The following is a 23,020-nucleotide window of genomic DNA, read 5'->3' on the forward strand; positions in this document are numbered from 1 at the left end:
CAGCTAGGGTTATCAAAGCACTTAAAAATTAACTCATTAATATCCATAAGACAGGCAGCGTGTTGCCAGCACCCTGCCTGATCTCCCCAGACAAAACCCCGCAGTATCCCTTGATCTCCAATTTCATCATAGAGCTGATTTACTGGCTGGAGATCCAGGAGAGGAACAGGCATGTATTTGATCAAATTGAGGTCTTCTTCCTTTTTTATCATGTATTCAGTAATCCAGGTAGTTTTAAGATTTCCCGCTCTTTTATAGTTAAGAACACCCCGAGGAGTATGAACAGTATGGTAGAGTAAAAAATCATCCGGGTCTGCTTTAATAACTTTTATTTCTTCTTGCCACTCTGGAGTAGATAAAATATTTTTTTCTAAATCGTGAAGGGAAAGCTGGGAGAATTGTCCTATATCCATAAAGTATTGAATAGCAGCGTCCATCCCTGTTTTCTCAAAAGCTTCTAAGGCACTTATCCCTCCCATATAAGTATCCAGATGATATTTTTGCCACTGATGGACGGTAACCGGTAAACGATCGGGCTTTTCCTTATTTAAAGCTAAAATCATTCTCTCTTTAGAAGTCATTATTTTCACTCCCCTTACATCCACAGGAACGACGGATGATAGTTTCTACTTTTAAGACTACTTCCCTTTTTTCGCGAATTTCCCTTTTTTCAATCCTTTCTAAAAGAAATTGAGTAGCTAAACTCCCCATGGTGTAGGCGGGTTGTTTGGCTACAGTGAGAAAAGGGTAAAGAAGAGAGGCAGATTCTAAATCATCAAAAACAACTAAAGCTAAATCTTCAGGAATTTTAATTCCCCTTTCTCTTGCTGCTCTAACTATGCCGATAGCTATAAAATTGTTTCCGGCAAATACTGCTTGAGGCAACTTTTTCTTTTCACTGAAGAACCGGGTAGCTATTTGATAGCCAAAATCCTCCTTGTAAGAACCCATCATGATCCATTCTGGCTTCACCGGGATTCCTGCTTCCTGCAAAGCCCTCTGGTATCCGGCCACTCTATCTTTGCTGGTAGAGATGGTAACGGGACCGGTAATCATAGCTATTTCTCGAAAACCATGAACTTCTGTCAAGTGCCGGATTAGCTCATAAGCTGCTTCTTTACTGTCCCCCACTACTGAATCTCCATCAAAATCTTCTATTTTTCTATCTACTAAAACCACAGGAACTTCTTTTTCTTTTAAACCTCGTAAAGTATCCCCATTGCTGCAACTGGCTACTACCAATCCGTCTACTCTTTTTTTCAGCATTAAGTCTATATATTCTTTCTCTTTAGCTGGATCTTCATCAGTGTTACAAAAAATAGTATTAAATCCCTGGTCAGAAGCTTTATCTTCTACTCCTCGAGCCAGAGTGGTAAAAAAGGGATTGGTCACATCAGAAATAATAAGAGCAATGGTAAAGGTTCGCTTCTTTTTTAAACTCCGCGCCAGGTAGTTGGGAGAATAGTTGAGCTCTTCAGCTATCTCCAGAATTTTTTTCCTGGTTTCCTCCTTTACTTGACCTTTTTGATTTAGAGCTCTGGACACTGTGGCTGGTGACACTCCAGCCAGCTTAGCTATATCATATATAGTAGCCATTCAAGCCTCCCGATTGAAACTACTAAGAGAGATTTCTTCTCTCTCAGTAGTTTTTTGCATTATCTCTTAATTTTTAATCTTATACCACAGAAATGCTAAGAGGTTTTTCCCCAACATAATCGCTTTTAACTATTTTACTTTATATATTTTTTCTTTTTTGTTCACGCTATAGGCTCTATGGGATACTTTCCCTTCTCTTTCAAAAGGCTTATTAATCTATCATAAATCAAGGGGTCAACATTACTGGCCACTGAGTGATCTGAAGCGGGCATATACCCTCCTCCTCGAGCAGCTTGCAATTTATAAAGAGCTTCCTTTTCTATTTCCTCCCAGGTTCCGTAGCCCAGGAGACGAGTGTCAATTCCACCCCAAAAAGAAAGACGATCACCAAACTCTTTCTTTAGCTCTACCGGGTCCATACCAGCTTTAGCTTCTAATGGGTTATAAGCATCTATTCCTGCCTCTATTAAATTTTCCATTATTTCTAAGCTTCTGCCACATCCATGATAAACAATTATCAAATCTTTTTCATGTAAAAAATCACAAATTCTCTTTACACAGGGAAAGTAAATATCTTGCCACAGACGAGGGGAAAAAAACATTCCTTTATCATAAGCTACATCTCCCCAGATAACCATACCTACAGGTTTAGCCAGCTCAATTTGGCGCTCAGCAATTCCCAGCATAAAGTCAGTACATCTTATGGCAAATTCTTTAACTTTATCAGGAAAAAGAGCTAAATCAAGTAGTAGCCCTTCAGTTCCCCGGATACGCCACATAGTTTCATGAGGCTCACATATAGAGCCAAAAATGCAGAATTTATTCTTATTATTCTCTATAGCTTCAGCATAACTTTCTATAGTCCCAAAACTATCTCCACAGTTAATAATATCACAGCGTTTATCAAAATAGCGACGGTCATCTCGAGGGTCATCAAAGGTAAATTTGGCAAACTCATCAGCGCTTTTCACTTCAAAATCTAAAAACATGGGCATCGGAGCAGCAAACATTTTTTTAACAGTGCACCCAAAACCACTTTTAAAAACAACATATTCTGACGTTTCTTCAATAATTTGACAGCTCTCCACTTTGGGATCCATATTGGGAGAAATAACTTTTACATCTAAATCATAATATTCATAAATATCAGTATCAGGGGGGAGATTAAATTTTTCTCTCCATCTATTTAAAAATTCGGTCCAGTAAAAATCACCCAGAGGCACTCGATCTGGTTCTCTTCTATCCCGGAGAGCAGTTATTACTCGCTCAATTTTCTTCTCTACTTTTTCCACCTTTTTTCACTTCTTTACAAATAATCGGTAAGAGCTAACTCTTCTAATTTCCCTCTCTCGGGGAATCCATCATCTATATTCCATCCAGCAAAAGAATAGAAAAGTTCTATAGCTTCTTTCAAATCCCGAGGATTAATGCGCAAACCCCGGCAAGGACCACTCTTTACCGGCTCAAAAAATCTCTCTGGCAACCAATCTTCCTTTTTTTCTATTCCTTCCTGAAGATTAAACAATCGCTCCAGCTGTATTCTCGTCTCCCCTATTTTCATCAATCGAAAAAGGCTCATTTCCCAGCCGGTTATAGCCTGTATTAGGGGAGAAATCAAAGAAAAAGGCAAAAATCTACAGGGAGCAAAAGCAAATATACAAAGACCCAGAGCATCCATAAAACTGAAAACTTGATTAAGGTAATAAAACATTCGCACTTTTTTGGCTTCCAGGGAAGGAGCAGGTAATCTTTCTAAAAGTCCTAAAGCCTGGATATTATCCAGGAAAAGCTGAGGAGCATTTTCGTCAAAATCGGTATCGTGTTCTACTACAAAAGTGTCAGGACCAGAGGGTGATATGGCATACCCCAGCCCCAGCATTTGTTTAACCCTTGGCTCATGGAGAGGTATTTCCTTTCCTTTTACTTCTAAAGCAAAAGGAATAGTTTCCTTCCCCAAAATACTGCTCAAATATTTAACCCCTTTCCCTACCTCATTTCCCCAGCCTTTCCCTTTTACCATGTCTTCTAAAAGAGGTAAAATCCCCTCCTTTTTACCAAAACTAATTTCTATCCCTCTCGTCTCCTCTTTAGAAATTAACCCTTTTTCGAAGCATTCAGCTAAAAAACCAAGGGTTACTCCTGAGGAAGTGGTATCAAAACCATACTTTCGAGAAAATTCATGAAGCTGAAAAATAAAGTCCGGGTCTATTAAATCCAAAGTAAAACCGAAATCCACTATGCTTTCCATAGAAGGAGCTCCATAATGTCCTTCTATCTTATTATTGCCTACCACTTTTTTCTTACACCGAGCAGGGCAAGAGAAGCAAGGAACTGATTCTAAACTCCCCCCTCCTGAAAAACTCCCCACGCTATATATTTCCCCTCCAGGTAAAAAGCTGGTTTGAGCATTACGAACCGAAAAAAGGCCATCCTGATTAGAGGAAGGCACAGCAGAAGCAATACCTTCTTGAGTAGTTAAAAAGTTGAGAGGATTGGTCAAAAAGTTATCTTCAAAATAATGGTATATTTCTTCCAGTGTTTTTTCATCTGCTACCGGAACATCTTTAGTCCCCCTCACTGCTATCGCTTTCAGGTTCTTAGACCCCATTACCGCTCCCATACCCATGCGGTTATTAATAAATATAAGGTCACAAACGATAGAAGCAAATCGCACTAAATTTTCTCCTGCCGGCCCAATCTGAGCAATGCTAAAGTCTTTGCCCAGTTCTTTTTCCAGAATCTTTTGAACGGTATGAGTATCCTTGCCCCACAGATAGTCTGCTCCTCTCAGCTCTACCCTGTCATCATCTATTACCAAGAAAGAAGGATACATTGCTCTTCCTTCTATTATTATCATGTCCCAGCCAGCTTTTTTTAAGCGTGGCCCCCACCAACCAGGAGTTTGTGATTCCCCGACTCCTCCAGTGAGGGGAGATTTAGATAAAACCATATGCATATCCATCCCTGGAGCTTTCACTCCCGCACCCGGACCTAAAGAGAAAACTAACTTATTCTTCTCTCCTAAGGGGTCTATCCCCCTATCCAATTCCTTCAAAAGAAAGTGGAGGGCTACCCCTGCCCCTCCCAGATACTTCTTTAGAATATCATCTGGAATAGCTTCATTTCTAATTTCTCCAGTAGAAAGATTAACTCGTAATAATTTCCCATTAAATCCGTAAAGCAAGGTTTTCCTCCTCCCTTATGTATGCGCATAAAATACTTGCAAGCAAATGATGGAACATCCACTCGAGTGTATCTTTATTAAGAAAGCAAATTTAACATTTGACTCAGCAAGAAACTAACAAGTCCTCGATCTCTTCAACCGACGTATCCTCTCTCAAAACATTTTCAATTATTTGGCCATGAGACATAACTACAAACCTATCAGCTAAAGGAAATATACGACCAATGTTATGGTCAATAAAGATGCATGCTATGTCATTTTTCTTTAACTGAGAAATAAAATCTAATACTTGACGGCACCCTTTTACTGATAAAGCAGTAGTAGGTTCATCTAAAATTACCAGGGTAGCCTTAAAAAGCATAGCTCGAGCTATGGCTATCCCCTGTCTTTCACCCCCAGAGAGAAACCGTACTTCTTGAGTTGGGGAGGAAATGTTTAATCCCAATTCTCTTACTTTTTGACTAGCTACTTCTTCCATTTTTTGGGTATCTAACACTTTGATAAAACCAGCAGACCTAACCAATTCTCGACCTAGAAAAATATTTTGAGCGACGTTTCTCTCCCCAACGAGGGAGTAATCTTGGTGCACCGTTTCTATTCCCAAATCAATAGCATCTTTAGGAGTTTTAATTTCTATTTCTTCGTCATGGTAAAAAATCCTTCCTTTCGAAGGAGGAAAGACTCCAGATAATATCTTTATCAAAGTTGATTTTCCCGCCCCATTGCTTCCGATTAACCCTACAACCTCTCCTTTATATATTTCAAAGTTTACTCCCCTCAAAGCATAAGTTCTATCAAACCATTTGTGGATGTCTTCCATCTTAATCAAAGGGATTTCCACAAATTCTCACCTCCTGAAATCTACATTTCACCCATCAAAATTCGATCTCTCAAGATTTGTCTACTCTGGTTTAGCAAAATAGCAACTAACACTAATACTCCGGTGAAAGTTCCTTGCCAGGCCGGGTCAATTGCCATCATAGTAAGTCCGGCCTCGATAATTCCTAGTAGTAGCGTCCCACCAAGTGCATTCAAGATAGAGCCTCTTCCTCCAGTAAGGCTTACTCCACCTATAACCGCACCAGCAAATGCCATAAATACTGTGCCATCAGCCAGATTAGAAGTGGCAACTCCCATATACCCGGTGTAAAGCAGTCCGGAAATACCAGCCAGCATTCCAGCTACAACGAAAGCTGAAAAAACTACCTTATCCGTATTAATTCCACATCTTCTAGTAGCTTCAATGTTTCCTCCCACTGAATAGAGATTGCTACCCCAAATAGTTTTAGCCAAAACGAACGCCAGCAAAATAGCAAATCCTAAAAGAATAAAAATAGCTAAATACACGCCAAATACACGCGCTCCGCCCGGAGCGAGATATACAGCTGGTAAACCGAGAACTGAACCCCTCCGAACTACCATGGTAAGCCAATCAAACATAATAGAGGTTCCAAGAGTAACCAAAAAAGGGTTTAAACGGATTTTCCCCACTAACAATCCATTAAACGCCCCACATAACCCTCCTATAAGGACAACTAAAATAATACCCAAATATCCTGGAAGACCACTTTTAACCGTGATAACTGCTGTAACCATGGCTGAGAAGCCAGCAATTTCCCCTATGGATAAGTCAAAATTACCACTTAAAAGACAAATAGTTTCGGCAAAAACTAAAAAACCCATCATCGATGAAACATAGAGAATAAAATGAACATTCTGAAACGTGAGAAATGTACGCGGTTTTATTATTCCAAAGAAAAGAAACACTCCAAGCAATATTACCCAAATCATATTATCAACGAAGAACAATTTTAGCTTTTTTGAATTCATTTCTGTATGTTCTCCTTACTTCTTTTTCTCAGAAAGCACTTCTTTCAAAAAACAGTATTTAAGAGGGATTTGTTTGAAGTAGTCAAGACAAACCCCTCTTAAACTTACTTCTGAATCACCATTCTTCTAACTCAAAATTAGCCCAAAGAGACTCCAGGGTGTAATTGTCTTTAGTGACCAAAATTCCTCTGGTTTGCATCCAAGGATGACCATATTCCGTCTCAACCACCGGAGCCGGAGCCCACATCTCATCGTGAGCCCAAATATCTACTCCTTGGTGTATTTTTCCCTCAATGTTAACATCCTCAGCAGTGACTATGTCCCCCGGTTTGGGCAGAGCTTCCTCCCCTTTCTCCAGAAATTCAACCAAGTAGTACACAGCAAGAGGAGTATAAAATGGACATGGTTGATCTAAAGCTACATCTATTTTCCCCTCACCAATGGCTTCTAACACTTCGGGTAAAGCATCTATGGTGGCAACAAAGTAGTCCTGGGGGTTTTTGCCCAATGCTTCTATGGCTCCTACTGCTCCCATGGCCATCGGTCCATTACCTCCATAAATTGCATCTACCTCATATGCTCGAAGTACAGTCTCTGCCGCGGTTTTGGCTTGAGCCATATCCCAATCTCCCACTACGGTGATTACTCTCACTTCAGGATATTCATCCAATACGCTTACAAATCCATTATGCCTGTCTTCTCCAGTAGCGCTGCCCATGGTTCCTCTTATTTCTAAAACAGTCCCTTTTACCTCGCCAATTGGATCAACTTCATCTCGGAGATACTTAACTATTTCTTCAGCTAATATTTTCCCGGACTCAAAGCCTGAAAAACCAATGTAAAGAAGAACATCGGGTGAATAAATATCTACATTAGCAGTAATCACTGGCACATTATGCTCTTTAGCATACTCTACTGCTGGAATTAGGGCGGTAGATTCAACCGCACCAATTACTAATCCATCTACCCCCATATCCACCATTCGTCTAACTTGAGTGATTTGAGTAGCAGGATCGTTTCCAGCTTCCATAGAAGTACACTTATAACCGTGATCTTCACAGTACCACTCGAAGGATTTTACAAACAGAGCTTCCCAAACGTTAACCACTCGATGAGTAGCTAAACCAAAAAAGTATCCATCCCCTTCTTGGGCAAAACCTGTGGTCGCCATCACAAAAATAAAGCATCCCATCAATCCTGCGCAAAACAAGTTTTTAATCGACCATCCTCTTTTTTTCATGATTTACCTCCATTAATCTATTAATAATTTATTTAATTAACACTAACCTTATCATAAACTTTTTTTTACCACCTCCCGGTTTTTATTTATGCATAAAAAAAGCACCTGGCTTGGCCGGGTTCGGATTGGCGCCCGACCAAACCAGGTTTCTGCCGATTAATACGATTAATACAATACGCGTTGAGCCTCTTCTGAATCAATATTATCTTTAGTTACAAAAACTACTCCCGTGTTTATGTATTTAGGCACCTCTTCCCCCTTAGCAGCAGCTAAAGCAATTTTCACCCCATCATAACCCATCCGATAGGGGTTTTGTACTGCAATACCTTGAAGAGTACCATTCCGCACCATTTCTTGCAGATCTTTATTACCGTCAAATCCAATAGCTACAATTTGACCGGCTAAACCAGCTTGCTCAATTGCCCGTCCCATACCAATTGCGGTAGGTTCGTTTGCACCGAAGATAGCAGTAAGGTCAGGATTAGCTGCTAATACATCGGTGGTCTGGTTAAGAGCAGTCACCATGTCAGATTGAGAATAGAAAGGCCCCACGATTTCCATATTAGTCTTTTCTTCAATAGTATCGATAAAACCGCCTACCCGGCCAATTTCGCTACCAACTCCCGGCACATAAGACATGACTGCTACTTTACCTTCGGTCCCGGCTCGTTTAATTAGCTCCTCCGCACAAAGAACTCCAGCAGCTCGGTTGTCAGTAGCCAGGAAAGAAACATAACCCTCTTCGTAATTCAAAAGCGAATCAATAATTACTACTGGTATACCAGCTTCATTAGCCTTTTTTACTGCAGGAACAAGCGCATCAGGGCTTGAAGGAGCTAAAACGATAGCCAAGACATTCCGGTTTATAGCATTTTCCACCAGGTTAACTTGCTCTTCGATTTTTGTTTCAGCAGCGGGACCGAGAAATGAAACTTTAATCTGTTCTCCTTGAGCAACTAATTCTTTTTCTGCGTCCGACGCGCCTACTTCCACGTTTTGCCAAAAGCTCGAAGTTGCCTCTTTCACGATAACTGCGATTTCGCCACTAACTGCTTCCTGAGCAAAAACCGAAGTTGAAAGAAATAACAAACCCACACAGAATACTACTAAAGATAACTTAAAACCCTTCATTGTAAACCTTCCTCCTTTTATATGTTTTTTTAATGTACAAAAGGACTAAAATCTGCCCCTTTCTACTCTCCCTATAAACCTAACCCTCTCGTTTTCGGAGCTGATCTACCGCCACTGCAGCAATAATAACTAAACCAATAATCACCTGCTGAATAAAGTAGGATACTCCTTGCATGTTCAGTCCGTTACGCAGGATTCCAATAATAAAAGCTCCAATCATAGTGCCGGAGATAGTACCTGCCCCTCCCATAAGGCTGGTACCACCAATAACCGCAGTAGCTATAGCATCAAGTTCGTACGCTACCCCGGCGTTGGGTTGAGCAGTTACAATACGAGACATAGTCACAATTCCTGTTAAACCAGCTAAACCTCCCGAAATAATATAGGCAATGATCTTGGTCTTATTAACGTTTAATCCCGAGAGGCGGGCAGCTTCTTGGTTAGAACCTACTGCATAGGTAAAACGCCCCAAACGAGTATGCTTGAGCACAAAATCAAAAATAATGGCAACTATGACCATAATAATAACCGGATATGGAATGCCAGGAAATTTAGTAACTACTCGACCATTGGGTAACGTGGTGGTAGTCCTAAAAAGAGCGCCATTGCCTAATATACCAAACTCCTCCGGTAAACCAGCTACTGCTCGGGCTCCGGTCACGTATAGGGCAATACCTCGAGCTATTTGCATCATCCCTAAAGTAGCAATAAAAGGCGGTAGATTTAATTTTGTAACCATAAGACCATTGGCCGCCCCACAAGCTATGCCAGCCAGCAAGGCAAGCAAAAAACCAATTAATACTGGCATCCCAGCTCGTACTGCCAAACCAGCCACCACTCCACTCAGGGCAACCACTGAACCAATGCTTAAATCTATGCCTCCAGTGATAATAACGTAAGTCACTCCTATACCCATAAAGGCCAGAGTACTGGTTTGAAGGGCAATTGTGAGAATATTCTGAATAGTAAAAAATCTATCAGTAACTAACGAAAAAACAATAAATAAAGCTATAAGCGCAGCAACCGCAATGAACCTTTGCATCATATTCCTTACTTTTTCCATCTGTGATACCGTCTCAGCCATAACTTAACCCTCCTTTATAAGGTTATTTCTGTTTTGTCAGAAGTATTAGAAGCTAAACCGGCAGCGTAGTTCAAAATCTCCTCCTGATTAGTTTCCCTTGTCTGAAGAGTCCCGACTAACCGCCCCTCATGAAGAACTAAAATTCGATCGGTCATACCTAAAATTTCCGGAAGCTCAGAAGAAATCATAATAATTCCTACTCCGTTTTTAGCCAAACTATCAATAAGCTTATGAATGGCATATTTAGCTCCAACATCGATTCCTCTGGTAGGTTCATCAAAAATCAACACTTTAGCTTTACGAAATAGCCACTTTGCTAAAACCGTTTTTTGCTGATTACCACCGCTAAGATTTTTTACCACCTGAAAAACACTGGGAGTGCGGATATCAAGTTCATTTACATAATGTTCGGCCACCTGCTTTTCTTTTTTATTAGAGATTATTCCTAAACTATTAGATATCTCCTCAGTATTGGCTAAGGTAATATTTTCAGTAAGCAGCATTTCAAGTGCCAAGCCAGCTAATTTTCTATCTTCTGGAAGATAACCAATTCCAGCACGAATAGCGTCAGCTGGTGAAGAAATATTAATTTTTTCTCCAAAAAGAAAAATCTCGCCCTCATCTTTTGGATCCGCTCCAAAAATTGCCCGGGCCAGCTCAGTTCTTCCCGCCCCTACAAGTCCAGCTATACCTAAAATTTCACCCTGATAAAGATCAAAAGAGATATCATGTAATACTCCCGCTCTGGATATGTTTCGAACCTCTAATATTTTTTTATCCGTGGGAACTGAGGTTCTCGGTGGGAATTTCTCCTGCAAAGACCTCCCCACCATCTTACGTACAATCTGATCAGTCGTAACTGATTGGTATTCATCAGTACTTACGTATCTCCCATCCCGCAGTACAGTTACTCGATCTGCAACATGTTTTAATTCCTCAAGTCGATGAGAAATATAGATAATACCTACCCCTCGGTCTCGAAGCCGACGGATAACTTTAAATAATTCTTCAATCTCCGATTCAGTTAGAGCTGAAGTAGGCTCATCCATAATAAAAACTTCTGCTTGATGAGACAAAGCTTTAGCTATTTCAACCATTTGCCTTTTGGAAAGAGGAAGCATATGAACGGGGATATCGGGATCAATATCTACACGAAGCTGACTGAGGATGGTGGCTGCGTCTTCACTCATCTTCTTGTCATCGATGAAACCACCCCTCTTGAGGGGCTCTCTACCGATGAAGATATTCTGAGCAACTGTCAAATGAGGCATCAGATTTAGTTCCTGATAAATAATACTAATACCGGCTCGCTGAGCTTCTACAGGATCACGGAAAACAACCGGTTGGCCATTAAGATAGATGGTTCCTTCATCTGGCTGATATACCCCACTTAATATCTTCATCAAGGTTGATTTTCCCGCACCATTTTCTCCTACGAGAGCATGAACCTCGCCTCGTCTCAGATCGAAGGAAACTCGATCTAAGGCTACTACTCCTGGAAATTTTTTAGTTATATTCTCAACACGCAATATTTCCTTAGACATAGTCCCTCCTCAATAACAAAAAACTTTAATCATTATGCTAACACCGTTCACTTAATTTTGTCAAGCAATCGATTACTAATAATTTTGTATCATTGACAACAGCTTTTTGTCGGCAATTATAGTCCTTAATATTTTGGTAATATTGTTAAATTTGAAGTAATTTGTGAAATCGGTTGCTTTAATGCATTACCTTATGATTCTCCCTCTGTACAAAATCCTGCACTTTAATTCTAAATGTTACCTGAAATATAAGTTATTCACTATAATTTAGTATCGAAACTTATTAACTTCGTCGAACATGGCGATAATATTCTCTGGGGGAACACCAGCCATAATATTATGTACTTGTTGGAACACATAACCTCCCCCCGGAGCGAAAACTGAGAGATTTTTTCTCACATCTTCTCTTACCTCTTCGGGGGTTCCGAAGGGAAGAATAGCCTGGGTATTACAACCTCCTCCCCAAAAAACTATATCCTTGCCGAATTCTTCTTTAAGGCGTTGTGGCTCCATCTCCCGGGCAGTGATTTGCACTGGTTGGATAATATCGAGACCTGCCTCAATAAAGTCAGGCAAGAGACGGTATATACTTCCACATGAATGGAGAGCTACTTTAAGATGAGGATATTTTGTTTTTACCAAGTTCCACATAGCTGCATGACGGGGTTTAAAAAACTCTCCATACATCTGAGGAGAGATTTGAGGGCCATTTTGCATTCCTAAGTCATCTCCAAAACCGATTATGTCTACATAAGGTCCTACTGCATCTAAAAATTTAGTCAGGTTACTCAAATGTCGATCTAAAAGTTTGTCCAAAAAGTTATGAATTCGCTTTGGATTTAGGGCGATTTCAGTTAGAAAATTATCCATTCGGAAGGCAAATTCACCGGCCTCAAATAAATTTCCTCCAAAAGTAGCATAGATAGCCCGGTCAGTCTGAGACCGAAGTTCTAGAGCGCTCTTTCGGTAAACTTCTTGCCCCTCGGCATCAAATCCGGCTGGAGCTGGAGGAGAACCCAGTCGAAACCACATAATCTGTCTTAAATAATACTCGAGCTGGTCAAAATTTTGATCTGGATTATCTATTAAGGGAAAGTAACATTGCTCAAAATAAAGGCAGCCTGGTTTTTGAATGCAGATGGGTTGTTCTTTATCTCCCCTAACTATCCATCCTTCAGGAGTTTTTTCTACTGGAATATAAGCAGGAATTTTACAAGGGGTACCATCAGGAAGTTGCCAATCTTTCCAATACGATTCATTTTGTAAAAAAATGTGACCTAAGTTGACTACATCTACTCCAAAAAAGTCCAATACGTCTTTTTCCACCATAGCTAACTGTTGAATGAAATCCCAAATATAGAGAGGACTATCTGGTAGGCCAATAGCTCGCCTCAAGTCTCGGTAAGCTTGAACCATAATGCCAGATGACTGATGACCACCGAAGTCAATTGGAACCTTATCCGGTTGACGATGATTTAAAGCAGAAACTACTCTTTCTCTTGAATTCAAAAATATTTACCTCCTTAGTATTTTAGCTATCTTCTCCCTTTTCTCAACTGGTCAATGGCCACAGTAACAACCAGGATAACGCCTACAATAATTCTGGTCCAGAAGGGATTAACATTCAGCAAAACCGAGCCATTGTAAATAGTAGTCATAACTAAAGCTCCTATGAAAGCACCAAGAGGAGTTCCTTCTGCTCCCATAAGGCTCGCTCCTCCTAATACAGCAGCAGCAATGGCATCAAGCTCATATCCTGTACCTGTGGTTGGTACTCCCATCCATAATCGGCTCGTCTCCAGAACTCCGGCTAATCCGCATAAGGTGGAAGCCAGAATATACACTCCATAAGTTACGTTACGAATATTAACCCCGGAGAGTCTGGCTGCTTCAATGTTGCTACCCAGAGCATAGACATAGCGACCAAAGCTGGTATAGCGGAGAACAATTTCTATTATTACTACAGACAAAATAAGAAACCAGAAAAGATTAGGTATGCCAAAAGTGTTGGTAGAAGAAAAATCAGCGATGCTGCGGGGAAGACCAAAAATATTACTGCCATTGGAGATTAGAAGAGTTGCTCCTCGTAATACTGACATCATACCTAAAGTAGCTATAAAAGGAGGTATTCTGAGGTTGTAAACCATCATCCCGTTGGCTAAACCAATGAGGGCAGAAAGCATCATTACCAATAAAATAGTGGAAGCGATATTACTACCAGCAGAAACCATCTTAGACATGACAATATTAACAAAAGCCACTACTCCCCCCACTGATAAATCAATGCCAGCGGTAATGATCACCATTACCTCGGCAATACCCAGTATTCCCTGAATGGTCATCTGCCTCATAACACTCTGGATATTGCCAGTGGTGAAAAAATAGGGAGAAACTATTCCTAAAAAAATCCACATGGCTATAGCTACGATTAAAACCACAATCTGGGTGTTCAAAGAAAATTTTATTCTACTTTCCACGGTTCTCCCCTCCTGCTGCTGCTTCATATTTTATAGCTAAAGCAAGTATTTTCTCTTCATCAAAGTCTTTCCGCTCTATATCGGCCACTATTTTCCCGTCCCGCATAACCAGGATACGGTCACAGATAGCCATTAATTCAGGCATATAAGAAGAGATAAAAATAACCCCTGCTCCTTCCCTGGCAATATTATTTATAAGCTGATAAATCTCTTCTTTAGCTCCTACATCAATTCCAGTGGTAGGTTCATCCATAATAAAGACCCGGGATTGGCTGGCTAACCCCTTAGCTACCACCACTTTTTGCTGATTACCTCCACTCAAGTTTTCCACCCGGTGTGATAGAGAAGGAGTCTTAATGGAAAGAAGTTGAACATAGGTCTGGGCTATTTCTTTTTCTTTCTTGCGATCGACAAAACCAATTTTAGTAATTCGGGGATAAACCGGGAGATTAATGTTATCTTTGACAGAAAGCTTCAAAGCTATTCCTTCTCTTCTGCGATCTTCAGGAATTAAATTAATTCCCAGGTCGATACTTTCTCGGGGATTACGCAAAGAAATTTTTTCCCCATTCAGAAAAACTTCTCCCGACTCTATGGGTTCAACTCCAAAAAGAGCTTTGGACAACTCTGTTCTTCCCGAACCCACCAGACCATAAATACCAACTATTTCTCCACTGCGCAGCGAAAAAGAACAATTTTTTAACTTTTTAGTGCTGAGGTTTTCCACTCGCAGTATTTCTTCTCCTATTTCCCTGGTATCATCAAATATTCCATGTCTTACTTCTCTTCCCACCATCATAGCTACCAATTGGTCCTGGTTCGTTTCACTAACTATTTTTTCTCCCATCACTGCTCCATCTTTTAGAACCGTAACTGTGTCGCACAGTTCAAAAATTTCTTCTAAGCGGTGAGAAATGTAGATTACCGAGCGACCGCTATCTTTTAACCAGCGGATAACCCGGAAAAGCTCTTTTACTTCTCTATCAGTTAAAACAGCAGTAGGCTCGTCAAAAATGATAATTTTAGCGTTTCGAGATAGTGCCCGAGCAATGGCTACCATACCCTGCTGGGAAGCACTCAGGTTTCCTACTTTCTCCTCCGGTTTTATTATCCCTCGATAACCGATCTGAGCCAGTATTTCCTCAGCTTTTTTGTTCATCTCCGATTTGTCTACCAGCCCCCATTTAGTTGGCAAAGCACCCAGCATTATATTTTCTGCAACGGTAAGATGATCTGCCAGCACCAGATTTTGATAGACAGCAGATATTCCCAGTTGCTCGGCTAAGATAGGAGTCATATTGTTTATTTTTTGACCGAAGACATAAATTTCGCCGCTATCGGGGGCATAAGCACCGGTTAAGATTTTAATAAGGGTTGATTTTCCAGCTCCATTTTCGCCCACCAAGCCTTTTACCTCAGCTTCTTTAACTGAAAAAGTAACATTTTGAAGAGCAATAACTCCGGGGAAAACCTTGGTGATATCTTTCATCAAAACCACTGCTTCTTGAGTCATTCCCTTTCACCTTCTTGCTGGTATTGAAAATAAAAATGGGTAGCAGAGAAAAACCTGCTACCCATTTTTATTCTTACCAATCTTTGTGGAATTCGATGGGTTTCAGGAATTCATCAGCTTCACCAGTCTCTAACATTTCCGGGCTAATAACTACCACTCCAGTATCGATATCTTTCGCTACCGGGACCTGGTTTCTACCTAAAATTCCGTACACTAACCCAGCATAACCCATATTCCAAGGTTTCTGTACAATCATGCCATCAACATAGCCATTTTCTAAACCCCAGAGTTCTTGAGGTCCGGAATCCACCACCACTACTGCTAAATCTTTTCTCCCCGCCATATCGAGTGCTCTCACTACTTCATCACCAGTGTACTGGTTATTAGCAAATATACCCTTGAGGTCTGGGTTTCCGGTTAGAACGTCTTGAGTAATGGCCAGGGTATTGCCCTGTTTTCCCTGAGCATCCTTGAATTCCAGTACCTGGATGTCAGGATATTTTTCTTCAATTCGGTCCAGAAAACCAGCCTTTCTGGCCTCCAGAGACCCTACACCGGACATAAAAGTAACCCCTGCCACTTTCCCTTCAGCTTTACCAAACTTCTTTTCCAGTGCTTTAGCCATCTCATCAGCAGCGATCTGCCCTATTTTATAATTGTCAGAAGCCAGATAAGCTACGTACTTGTCTGTGTTGGCAGCGCTATCAATGATGATAACCGGGATTCCAGCATCCATCGCTTGTTCAATCCCTGGCACCAGGGCATCAGCCACTGTAGGGGCAATAACAATAGCATCTGGTTCCATACCAATGGCTGTCTCTAAAATAGATACCTGTCTGGCTACATCGGACTCAGAAGTGGCTGATTGAGCTATAAGTTCTACTCCAAAATGTTTAGCTGCCTTGTCAGCTCCGTCAAGCACGATTTGCCAGCACTCAGACTCACTGGCCTTTACAATATAGAATATCTTCATCTGGCTGGGAGGCACTGCTGGAGCAGCCCAGACTAAAGCAGAACTGAAAATTAACATCCCCATCATCAAAACTACAATTAAACGCTTCATTTTATCACTCCTCCTCAAAACTTCGGGTAAATTTTTTCTCTTCCCTCAAAGAACACCAGGCTGGCACAGTGCACCAGGCTAAAACCGAAGCAGCAAGCAGCAAATTGAAGTTAATCTTATATTTCCGCCTCCCACCTCCTTAAAAACCGCAGAGTTGATCTGCTTAAACTGAATAATTACGCAACCGATTTCTTTGCTAATATTCTATTTTTATATTTTTGTTTTGTCAATCTCATATGGAATTTCGTTGAAACAGACACAAGAATCAAGCATAAAAAAATATTAATTGATAAACAGAACACTACGGAAGCAAAGGATATAGGATAGAAATTCTGATTCGAAAGAAAATATTTAACTTGCAGAATTTCATAAAATAAAGTAAAATCAATCTGCAATCGATTTCTTATAACAAAAAAAAGGAGGATTTTCGATGGCCAGAGTTGGTGTAATTACTTTTTCTGACGGAAGACCCCCTGTCCACCAGGAACTTCTTTCCATGAACCTTCAATTTCAGAATAACCTGGTTAAGAAGTTAGAAGAAGAAGGACATGAAGTAGTGGTAGCAGACGAACCCCCCTGGAATAACGAAACTGCAGTAAAAGCGGGAAAAAAGATGCAGTTAAGCGATGTGGATTGTACTATTTTTAACTATGCCATCTGGGCCTGGCCACATTTTACCGTTTTGGCCGCTCAATTTGCTCCTTCCCCCTATCTTTGCCTCTCCAATATTAACCCCGGATACCCCGGATTAGTGGGCATGCTGGCCAGCTCAGGAGCACTGGCTAACATAGGAATACCATACTGGAGGATTTCTGGTGATATTGGAGAAAAAAAAGTATGGAAAAAAGTAAACACCTTCATTAACGCTGCTTCTTGTGTTAAATCGTTGCGAGGGGAAACATTTGGTTGTTTTGGTGGTCGACCCATGGGGATGTATACTGCCACTGTGGGCGCAGATGTATGGGCCAGAATATTCGGAGTAGATATAGAACATATTGACCAGTGGGAAATAGTAAGGAAGGCAGAAACCATTCCTCAAGAAAAAATTGAAAAAGCTTTTCAGTGGTGTGAAGAAAACGTGGGTGAAATAGTGTATGATGGTAAACAATTGACTCCTGAGATTCTCAAAAAGCAGATTGCCTCTTACTATGCGGTAAAAGAGATTTGTGAAGAGATGCATCTTGATTTTTGTGGCATTAAAGGACAACCTGAACTTACCAACAACTTTTGCACCATGGACATAGCTGAGGCTTTTCTCAACGACCCTTATGATTTTGATGGACCTAAAGAACCCATTGTGTGCGCTACTGAAGCGGATATGGATGCTGCATTAACTATGGAAATCTTAAAAAAATTAGCCAGAACTCCAGTTTTGTTTGCTGATGTTCGTCACTGGCATGATGACCACCAGATACTCGACCTTTGTAATTCTGGACAACATGCCACTTATTTTGCTGGAGCCAGCTTCGATTACCGGGACAATCTCCCCCAGGTGATTTTCTATCCCGAGTCATTTTATTTCCCAGCGGGAGGAGCAGCTGTTCACCATTTAGCCCATCCTGGTAAAGTAACCCTGGCCCGCCTGGGTAGAAAAAATGGGTGCTACTGGATGGCTATTCTCACCGGAGAATTCGTCCGGTTTGATGATAAGATCAATCAAGAAATTATGACCAGAACCCAGATTGAGTGGCCCCATGCTTTTTGCCATCTGGATACTTCTATTGATAGCTTTATCAACAAATTTCCTTGCAACCATGTCCATGCTGTTTACGGAGATTACGTAGAAGAATTAAAAATGGTTTGTGAAATACTGGGGATTGGATGGGAAGTAATATAAATAAAATATGAGCTACCTTCCCGGGGTAGCTCATATTTTATTTTATCTATTATTTTAATCTTCTAATCTGAACACCATTTGAGTTGGGCTTACAAATCTCAAGGCAATCACCAAACAGGTCATGGTTATTAAAAAGTAAACTACAGCAAGGGCATCTATTGCTTGAGGTGGACGCACTCCTGCTGCATAGGCATCATAATACAACGCTACCACTATAGTTTGTGATTTGGGACCACTTACAAGAAACGTTAGTTCAAACATGGCAATAGTTCTAACTATTGAAAGTATAGATGCTGTGAAAATTCCAGGTAGCGAGAGAGGAATTAATATCTTGAGAAAGGTCTGGAATCTTCCCGCTCCCAAAATTTTTGCTGCAGATTCAATATTAGGATCGATTTGTTCTATAAACGGAGTCAAAATGAGTATGACGAAAGGCACAATAGGTATCAAATTAGCAATAATAACCCCGCTTATTTTTGTAGCTAACCCTACCTTGTATAACATGGCTGCCAGAGGAATTCCATAAGTCATTGGAGGAATCAACATTGGTAAAAGCAACATGGAGAGCAGAAGCCCTTTAAATTTAAAATCATATCTTGCCAGTCCATAAGCGGTAGGAATCCCTATTAACAAAGCAATAGCCGTCACTGATATAACTACAGCAAATGTAACAAAAAGAAGCTGAGGAAGATCATGATCTTTAGCCATATAACTATACCATTCTAAAGTAAAATACTTAGGAAAAATTCCTCCATACCATTCCTTGCCTACAGAATTCAACACTACTGTTCCTAATATTCCTAAAATATTTATGATAAAAACAGCTAAAGCTATATAAAACAACACTCCCGATATTCTAATTTTCTTTTTCATTTATTACCCCCTCGCATCCTATCAGGCTTTCCCCACCATTGAACCGCCCTTAAACATCCTCTGTCTCAAAGACATCACAACCAAAATGACAATTAACTCAATTAAACCCATAACCATAGCTATAGCAGAACCTACATTAAAATTAAACTTTTCCATAGCCCAGTGAAAAACAGAAATAGACATCACCCTTGTAGGGCCAGAAGGTTGGCCTAATAGTACTGCTGTGGGGTATACGGAAAAAGCCATCACAAAATTCAAAGAAAATGCCATAGCGATTCCGGGAACCCATAAAGGAAAAATAACTTTTCTAAAAATGTACCATCCATCTGCACCTAAAATTTGAGCCGCTTTCTCAAGGTTTGGATCTATCCCCGATACGTAGCCAAGAAGCATCAAGAGGGCATAAGGAAAATTATGGATGATTAAACCCAGAACTACCCCGGTATAATTATGGGTCAGTCTCAACGGCTCCTTAATAATTCCAATGGCTTTTAAAAACTGATTAAGCCACCCTGCCGGTCCCATATATGAGAGCATTCCTTCTGCAACCAGTACTGTTCCTAAGGTAACAGGAAGAATGAGAAAAAAACTAATTAATCTTTCTCCTTTTATTCCATGTCTCATATAATATGAAAATGGAATGGCAAGCAATATACTGATTAAAGTGGCGGGTAAAGCTATTTTAAATGTAGTCCAGATAGTTCTAACTTCCCAGGGATCTTTAAAAAAAGTTAAATAATTTTCTAAAGTCCACTCCCCTTCTTCATTGGTAAAGCTCAAGTAAAACCCGTATAAAAATGGGTAGATAAACAAAACTGCTAAAAAGATTATTGACGGTAGAAAAAACAGAAAGATAATATGTTTTTCTTCTTTCATAGCATTCTATCTCCTTCTTGTGAGAAAAGAAGAATCTTTCCGGGAGGAATCCAGACTTCTATGATACCATCACTTTTTATCTCCTCTCCTGCTTCTCCGGTGCGTAAATCTATACGGACATCTTCATTTATTAACGCACCTATATGTCTGATTTCTCCTAAATACTCGACCACCTCACTTTTACACCTTAAAGAATTCACTGGTCCATTGCCAACCTGAATATCCTCAGGACGAACGGCAGTAAAAACAGGAGCACCAATTTCTAAATTGTTCAAATAATCAGCCTTTTTTATAGAGCCATTTTTAATAGTTAATTCAAAACCCGACACATTGATAACCACCTCATTTTCAGAACTTATTTCTTTAATATTCGCCGGCCATATATTACGAAATCCCATAAAATCGGCAACGAATAAATTTGAGGGCTGGCAATAAATTTCCTCTGGTGGTCCTATTTGTTGAATTTTCCCATCTTTCATCACTACAATCCTGTCGGAAAGAGCTAAAGCTTCTTGTTGATCATGAGTCACATATATAGAGGCTATGTGAAGTTTTTCATGCAAGGTCTTTAATTCATAGCGCATCTCTATCCTGAGTTTGGCATCAAGATTTGATAATGGTTCATCTAACATCATTAGCATTGGCTCCATCACGATACAACGCGCAATTGCTACTCTTTGTTGCTCACCACCAGACAATTGCCGGGGATATTTATCTTCATATCCTTCAAGACGAACCATTTTTAGCGCATTTTGAACTTTTTCTTTAATCGCATTCTTGGATAATCTTTTTATTTGAAGACCAAAGGCTATATTATTAAAAACACTTAAATGAGGAAATAAAGCATAGTTCTGAAAAACCAATCCAAATCCTCTTTTCTCGGGAGGAATACCTTTTGTACCATCATCTATACATTCATTATCAATATATATTTCGCCACTATCTATGGGAACCAAACCAGCAAGACAATGTAAAGTTGTAGACTTGCCACAACCAGAAGGCCCTAATAGTGTTACAAATTCTCCTTTTTCAACATTTAGATTAAAGTCGTGAAGGACTTGATTCGCCCCAAAACTCTTATTTAAATCCTTTATTTTAATTTCCTTAAAATCCTTCACTGTATCCACCACCCCATTTCTTTCATTTAAAAAAGTGTGGAGATCCCTCTGGATCTCCACACTAAATCCGTCGAACGTTTTATTTTACTTTTGCTCCCACCAGCTTATCCCACATCTCAAAGGCCTCAACTAATTCCTTTGCCCCGAGCTGTGTGGTTGAAGGGAATTCTTGAATAACTATATCATATTCGGGATACAGCGCAGCCTCAATATTATCTTGAATTTCCTTAGGAGCTAAAGAAAGAGGAACATCTTTTATAGCTGGCCCGGGGTAGAAATATCCGGCATCATAGGTGAGAGCTTGAGATTCAGGCTCAAGTAGCCAGCTCATTAAAGCTAATGTTGCTTCTTTCTGCGCTTCGCTAAGACCTTTGGGCATGCACATAAAATGACAATCTGTAAGCCATGTGGTATTCTCTAAAAAGAATCCTCTAAAGTTAGCCGGTATAACTCCCAGAATACGCTGATTCACATCCCAACCAATATGGCTTGCTATAATCCATCTTGTGCCTTCAGCTAATTCTCTAAAAGCAATAGCTGTGCCGGTAGGATAGTAATCAATATATTTATCGAGCTCCTGCAAGTAATCCCAGGTTTTCTCCCAGGTTTTCGGATCTTTTGGATTTTCATCTCCCAGGATATAAGGTAGCCCCTGTAACAGGCATCTACCCGGTCCAGAATTAGCCGGTCTGGGATATAAAAATTTTCCCGGGTTAGCTTTTGCCCACTCCAATAATTCTTCTGCTGTAGTCGGAACGTCTTCGACCTTTTCTGGATTATAAGTAAACATTGGTCCGCCCGGGCAATGCGTTACAACAATACCATATCCCTCAAAAAGATCAAAAGCTCCTTTTGCACCAGGAAGGTAACGATCTTCCAGGTCTGGAAAGTATGAATCGTATGTAGGATATAAATTTTCCCAAATTCCCATTTCCAGGCCAGCTGCCATTGCATCATAACCAGTTAATACCATCGTAGTCATCACATTACCAGCCATTTGTTGTGCTTTAATTTTTGCGGGAAGCTCTGGAGCGGTTGCTTTCATGAATTCAATATCAGAAACTATTTCCGGATGAGCTTCCTTAAAAGCCTCAATAGCCGTCTGGGTAAGCTGTAAGTTTCCTGCTACATCAATAATGCTCAATTTCACCGGCCCGGATTGCTGCCCCACAGCCAGGGAAACGGTAAGAAATAGAGTAACACAAGAGAGTAGAAAAACACTTAAGAGTTTAACGAACTTTTTCATGGTGGTCCCTCCTACTAATTAGTTTTGGTAAAACTGAGTACAGAAAATTAAAGAAGCAGTAAAACACACCCTTATCATCCCCACCCCAGGAGTTTATAAGGGAACTTGTTTCCTGCTTCCTTACACCCTAACAAAACCCGCTTAAAACATGAGATATTTTCAAAGCTATTTCTCTCGGCTCCTGAAAAAACTCTTAAAGCTTCTTTTAAATCATAAAAAAATCATAATACCGAGATCAAAAAACACAAAAATAATCTTGTTTGATAAGTGCCAAATTGCTTCCTAAATTTCGACACTAAGTATAGTTTGTAATCAATAAACCTGTCAATAGATAATGAGCTCTATGATAGTGTCAACCCATTGTAGGAGCGATATTTTTATTTTCTCCTTCGTTATTAACTTTTGAGA

At 40.2% G+C, this 23,020-nt stretch carries 18 protein-coding genes and 1 pseudogene; 1 reads left to right on the top strand and 18 read right to left on the bottom strand.

Annotated features, from left to right (window positions below):
• The 14 genes and pseudogenes from GXZ17_RS10455 to GXZ17_RS10520 form a co-directional block, all read right to left on the bottom strand.
• Positions 1-581 (bottom strand): annotated as a pseudogene (locus GXZ17_RS10455) (hypothetical protein); the annotation flags it as partial.
• Positions 571-1,596, bottom strand: coding sequence for a LacI family DNA-binding transcriptional regulator (locus tag GXZ17_RS10460; protein WP_409377225.1), 1,026 nt, complete (start codon positions 1,594-1,596; stop codon positions 571-573). The gene GXZ17_RS10460 and the pseudogene GXZ17_RS10455, both read right to left, overlap by 11 nt.
• A gap of 161 nt (positions 1,597-1,757) precedes the next feature.
• Positions 1,758-2,888, bottom strand: a complete 1,131-nt coding sequence (locus GXZ17_RS10465) for a uroporphyrinogen decarboxylase family protein (RefSeq protein ID WP_409377226.1) — start codon at positions 2,886-2,888, stop codon at positions 1,758-1,760.
• Positions 2,889-2,902: 14 nt separating this feature from the next.
• A complete protein-coding gene (locus tag GXZ17_RS10470; protein WP_409377227.1) occupies positions 2,903-4,780 on the bottom strand; it encodes an aldehyde ferredoxin oxidoreductase family protein in 1,878 nt (625 codons plus the stop codon).
• A 103-nt stretch (positions 4,781-4,883) separates the two neighbouring features.
• A complete protein-coding gene (locus GXZ17_RS10475) occupies positions 4,884-5,621 on the bottom strand; it encodes an ATP-binding cassette domain-containing protein (protein ID WP_409377228.1) in 738 nt (245 codons plus the stop codon).
• A 20-nt stretch (positions 5,622-5,641) separates the two neighbouring features.
• Entirely contained in the window at positions 5,642-6,610 is a 969-nt protein-coding gene (locus GXZ17_RS10480; RefSeq protein WP_409377229.1) for an ABC transporter permease, read from the bottom strand.
• Between the two features lie 115 nt (positions 6,611-6,725).
• Positions 6,726-7,850, bottom strand: a complete 1,125-nt coding sequence (locus GXZ17_RS10485) for a sugar ABC transporter substrate-binding protein (RefSeq protein WP_409377230.1) — start codon at positions 7,848-7,850, stop codon at positions 6,726-6,728.
• Between the two features lie 165 nt (positions 7,851-8,015).
• On the bottom strand, positions 8,016-8,981 hold the full coding sequence (locus tag GXZ17_RS10490; RefSeq protein ID WP_409377231.1) for an ABC transporter substrate-binding protein: 966 nt from the start codon (positions 8,979-8,981) through the stop codon (positions 8,016-8,018).
• A gap of 79 nt (positions 8,982-9,060) precedes the next feature.
• Positions 9,061-10,065, bottom strand: coding sequence for an ABC transporter permease (locus GXZ17_RS10495; protein WP_409377232.1), 1,005 nt, complete (start codon positions 10,063-10,065; stop codon positions 9,061-9,063).
• Positions 10,066-10,079: 14 nt separating this feature from the next.
• Positions 10,080-11,609 carry a sugar ABC transporter ATP-binding protein gene (locus tag GXZ17_RS10500; protein WP_409377233.1) on the bottom strand — a complete coding sequence of 510 codons (1,530 nt, stop codon included), beginning with the start codon at positions 11,607-11,609 and terminating at the stop codon, positions 10,080-10,082.
• Between the two features lie 267 nt (positions 11,610-11,876).
• Entirely contained in the window at positions 11,877-13,118 is a 1,242-nt protein-coding gene (locus tag GXZ17_RS10505; RefSeq protein ID WP_409377234.1) for a uroporphyrinogen decarboxylase family protein, read from the bottom strand.
• Positions 13,119-13,144: 26 nt separating this feature from the next.
• Positions 13,145-14,086: an ABC transporter permease gene (locus tag GXZ17_RS10510; protein WP_409377235.1), complete on the bottom strand. Its 942-nt coding sequence runs from the start codon at positions 14,084-14,086 to the stop codon at positions 13,145-13,147.
• On the bottom strand, positions 14,076-15,599 hold the full coding sequence (locus GXZ17_RS10515) for a sugar ABC transporter ATP-binding protein (RefSeq protein ID WP_409377236.1): 1,524 nt from the start codon (positions 15,597-15,599) through the stop codon (positions 14,076-14,078). Before GXZ17_RS10515 ends, GXZ17_RS10510 begins: the two co-directional genes overlap by 11 nt.
• Positions 15,600-15,672: 73 nt before the next feature.
• A complete protein-coding gene (locus tag GXZ17_RS10520; protein WP_409377237.1) occupies positions 15,673-16,662 on the bottom strand; it encodes an ABC transporter substrate-binding protein in 990 nt (329 codons plus the stop codon).
• A 430-nt stretch (positions 16,663-17,092) separates the two neighbouring features.
• Here GXZ17_RS10520 and GXZ17_RS10525 point away from each other — a divergent pair, with 430 nt between their 5' ends.
• Positions 17,093-18,499: an L-fucose/L-arabinose isomerase family protein gene (locus tag GXZ17_RS10525; protein ID WP_409377238.1), complete on the top strand. Its 1,407-nt coding sequence runs from the start codon at positions 17,093-17,095 to the stop codon at positions 18,497-18,499.
• 54 nt (positions 18,500-18,553) lie between these two features.
• On the opposite strand, the gene GXZ17_RS10530 is transcribed toward GXZ17_RS10525, so the two are convergent.
• From GXZ17_RS10530 to GXZ17_RS10545, 4 genes are all read right to left on the bottom strand, one after another.
• The gene (locus GXZ17_RS10530) at positions 18,554-19,372 is read right to left on the bottom strand and encodes an ABC transporter permease (protein WP_409377239.1); all 819 of its coding nucleotides are present in this window, start codon (positions 19,370-19,372) and stop codon (positions 18,554-18,556) included.
• Positions 19,373-19,393: 21 nt separating this feature from the next.
• Positions 19,394-20,248: an ABC transporter permease gene (locus tag GXZ17_RS10535; protein WP_409377240.1), complete on the bottom strand. Its 855-nt coding sequence runs from the start codon at positions 20,246-20,248 to the stop codon at positions 19,394-19,396.
• The gene (locus GXZ17_RS10540; protein ID WP_409377241.1) at positions 20,245-21,366 is read right to left on the bottom strand and encodes an ABC transporter ATP-binding protein; all 1,122 of its coding nucleotides are present in this window, start codon (positions 21,364-21,366) and stop codon (positions 20,245-20,247) included. Before GXZ17_RS10540 ends, GXZ17_RS10535 begins: the two co-directional genes overlap by 4 nt.
• Positions 21,367-21,445: 79 nt before the next feature.
• The gene (locus tag GXZ17_RS10545) at positions 21,446-22,612 is read right to left on the bottom strand and encodes an ABC transporter substrate-binding protein (RefSeq protein WP_409377242.1); all 1,167 of its coding nucleotides are present in this window, start codon (positions 22,610-22,612) and stop codon (positions 21,446-21,448) included.
• Positions 22,613-23,020 lie beyond the last annotated feature (408 nt).

The sequence above is a fragment of the Candidatus Sordicultor fermentans genome (assembly GCF_012728195.1).
In the GTDB taxonomy this organism is placed as follows: domain Bacteria; phylum Atribacterota; class Atribacteria; order Atribacterales; family Caldatribacteriaceae; genus Sordicultor; species Sordicultor fermentans.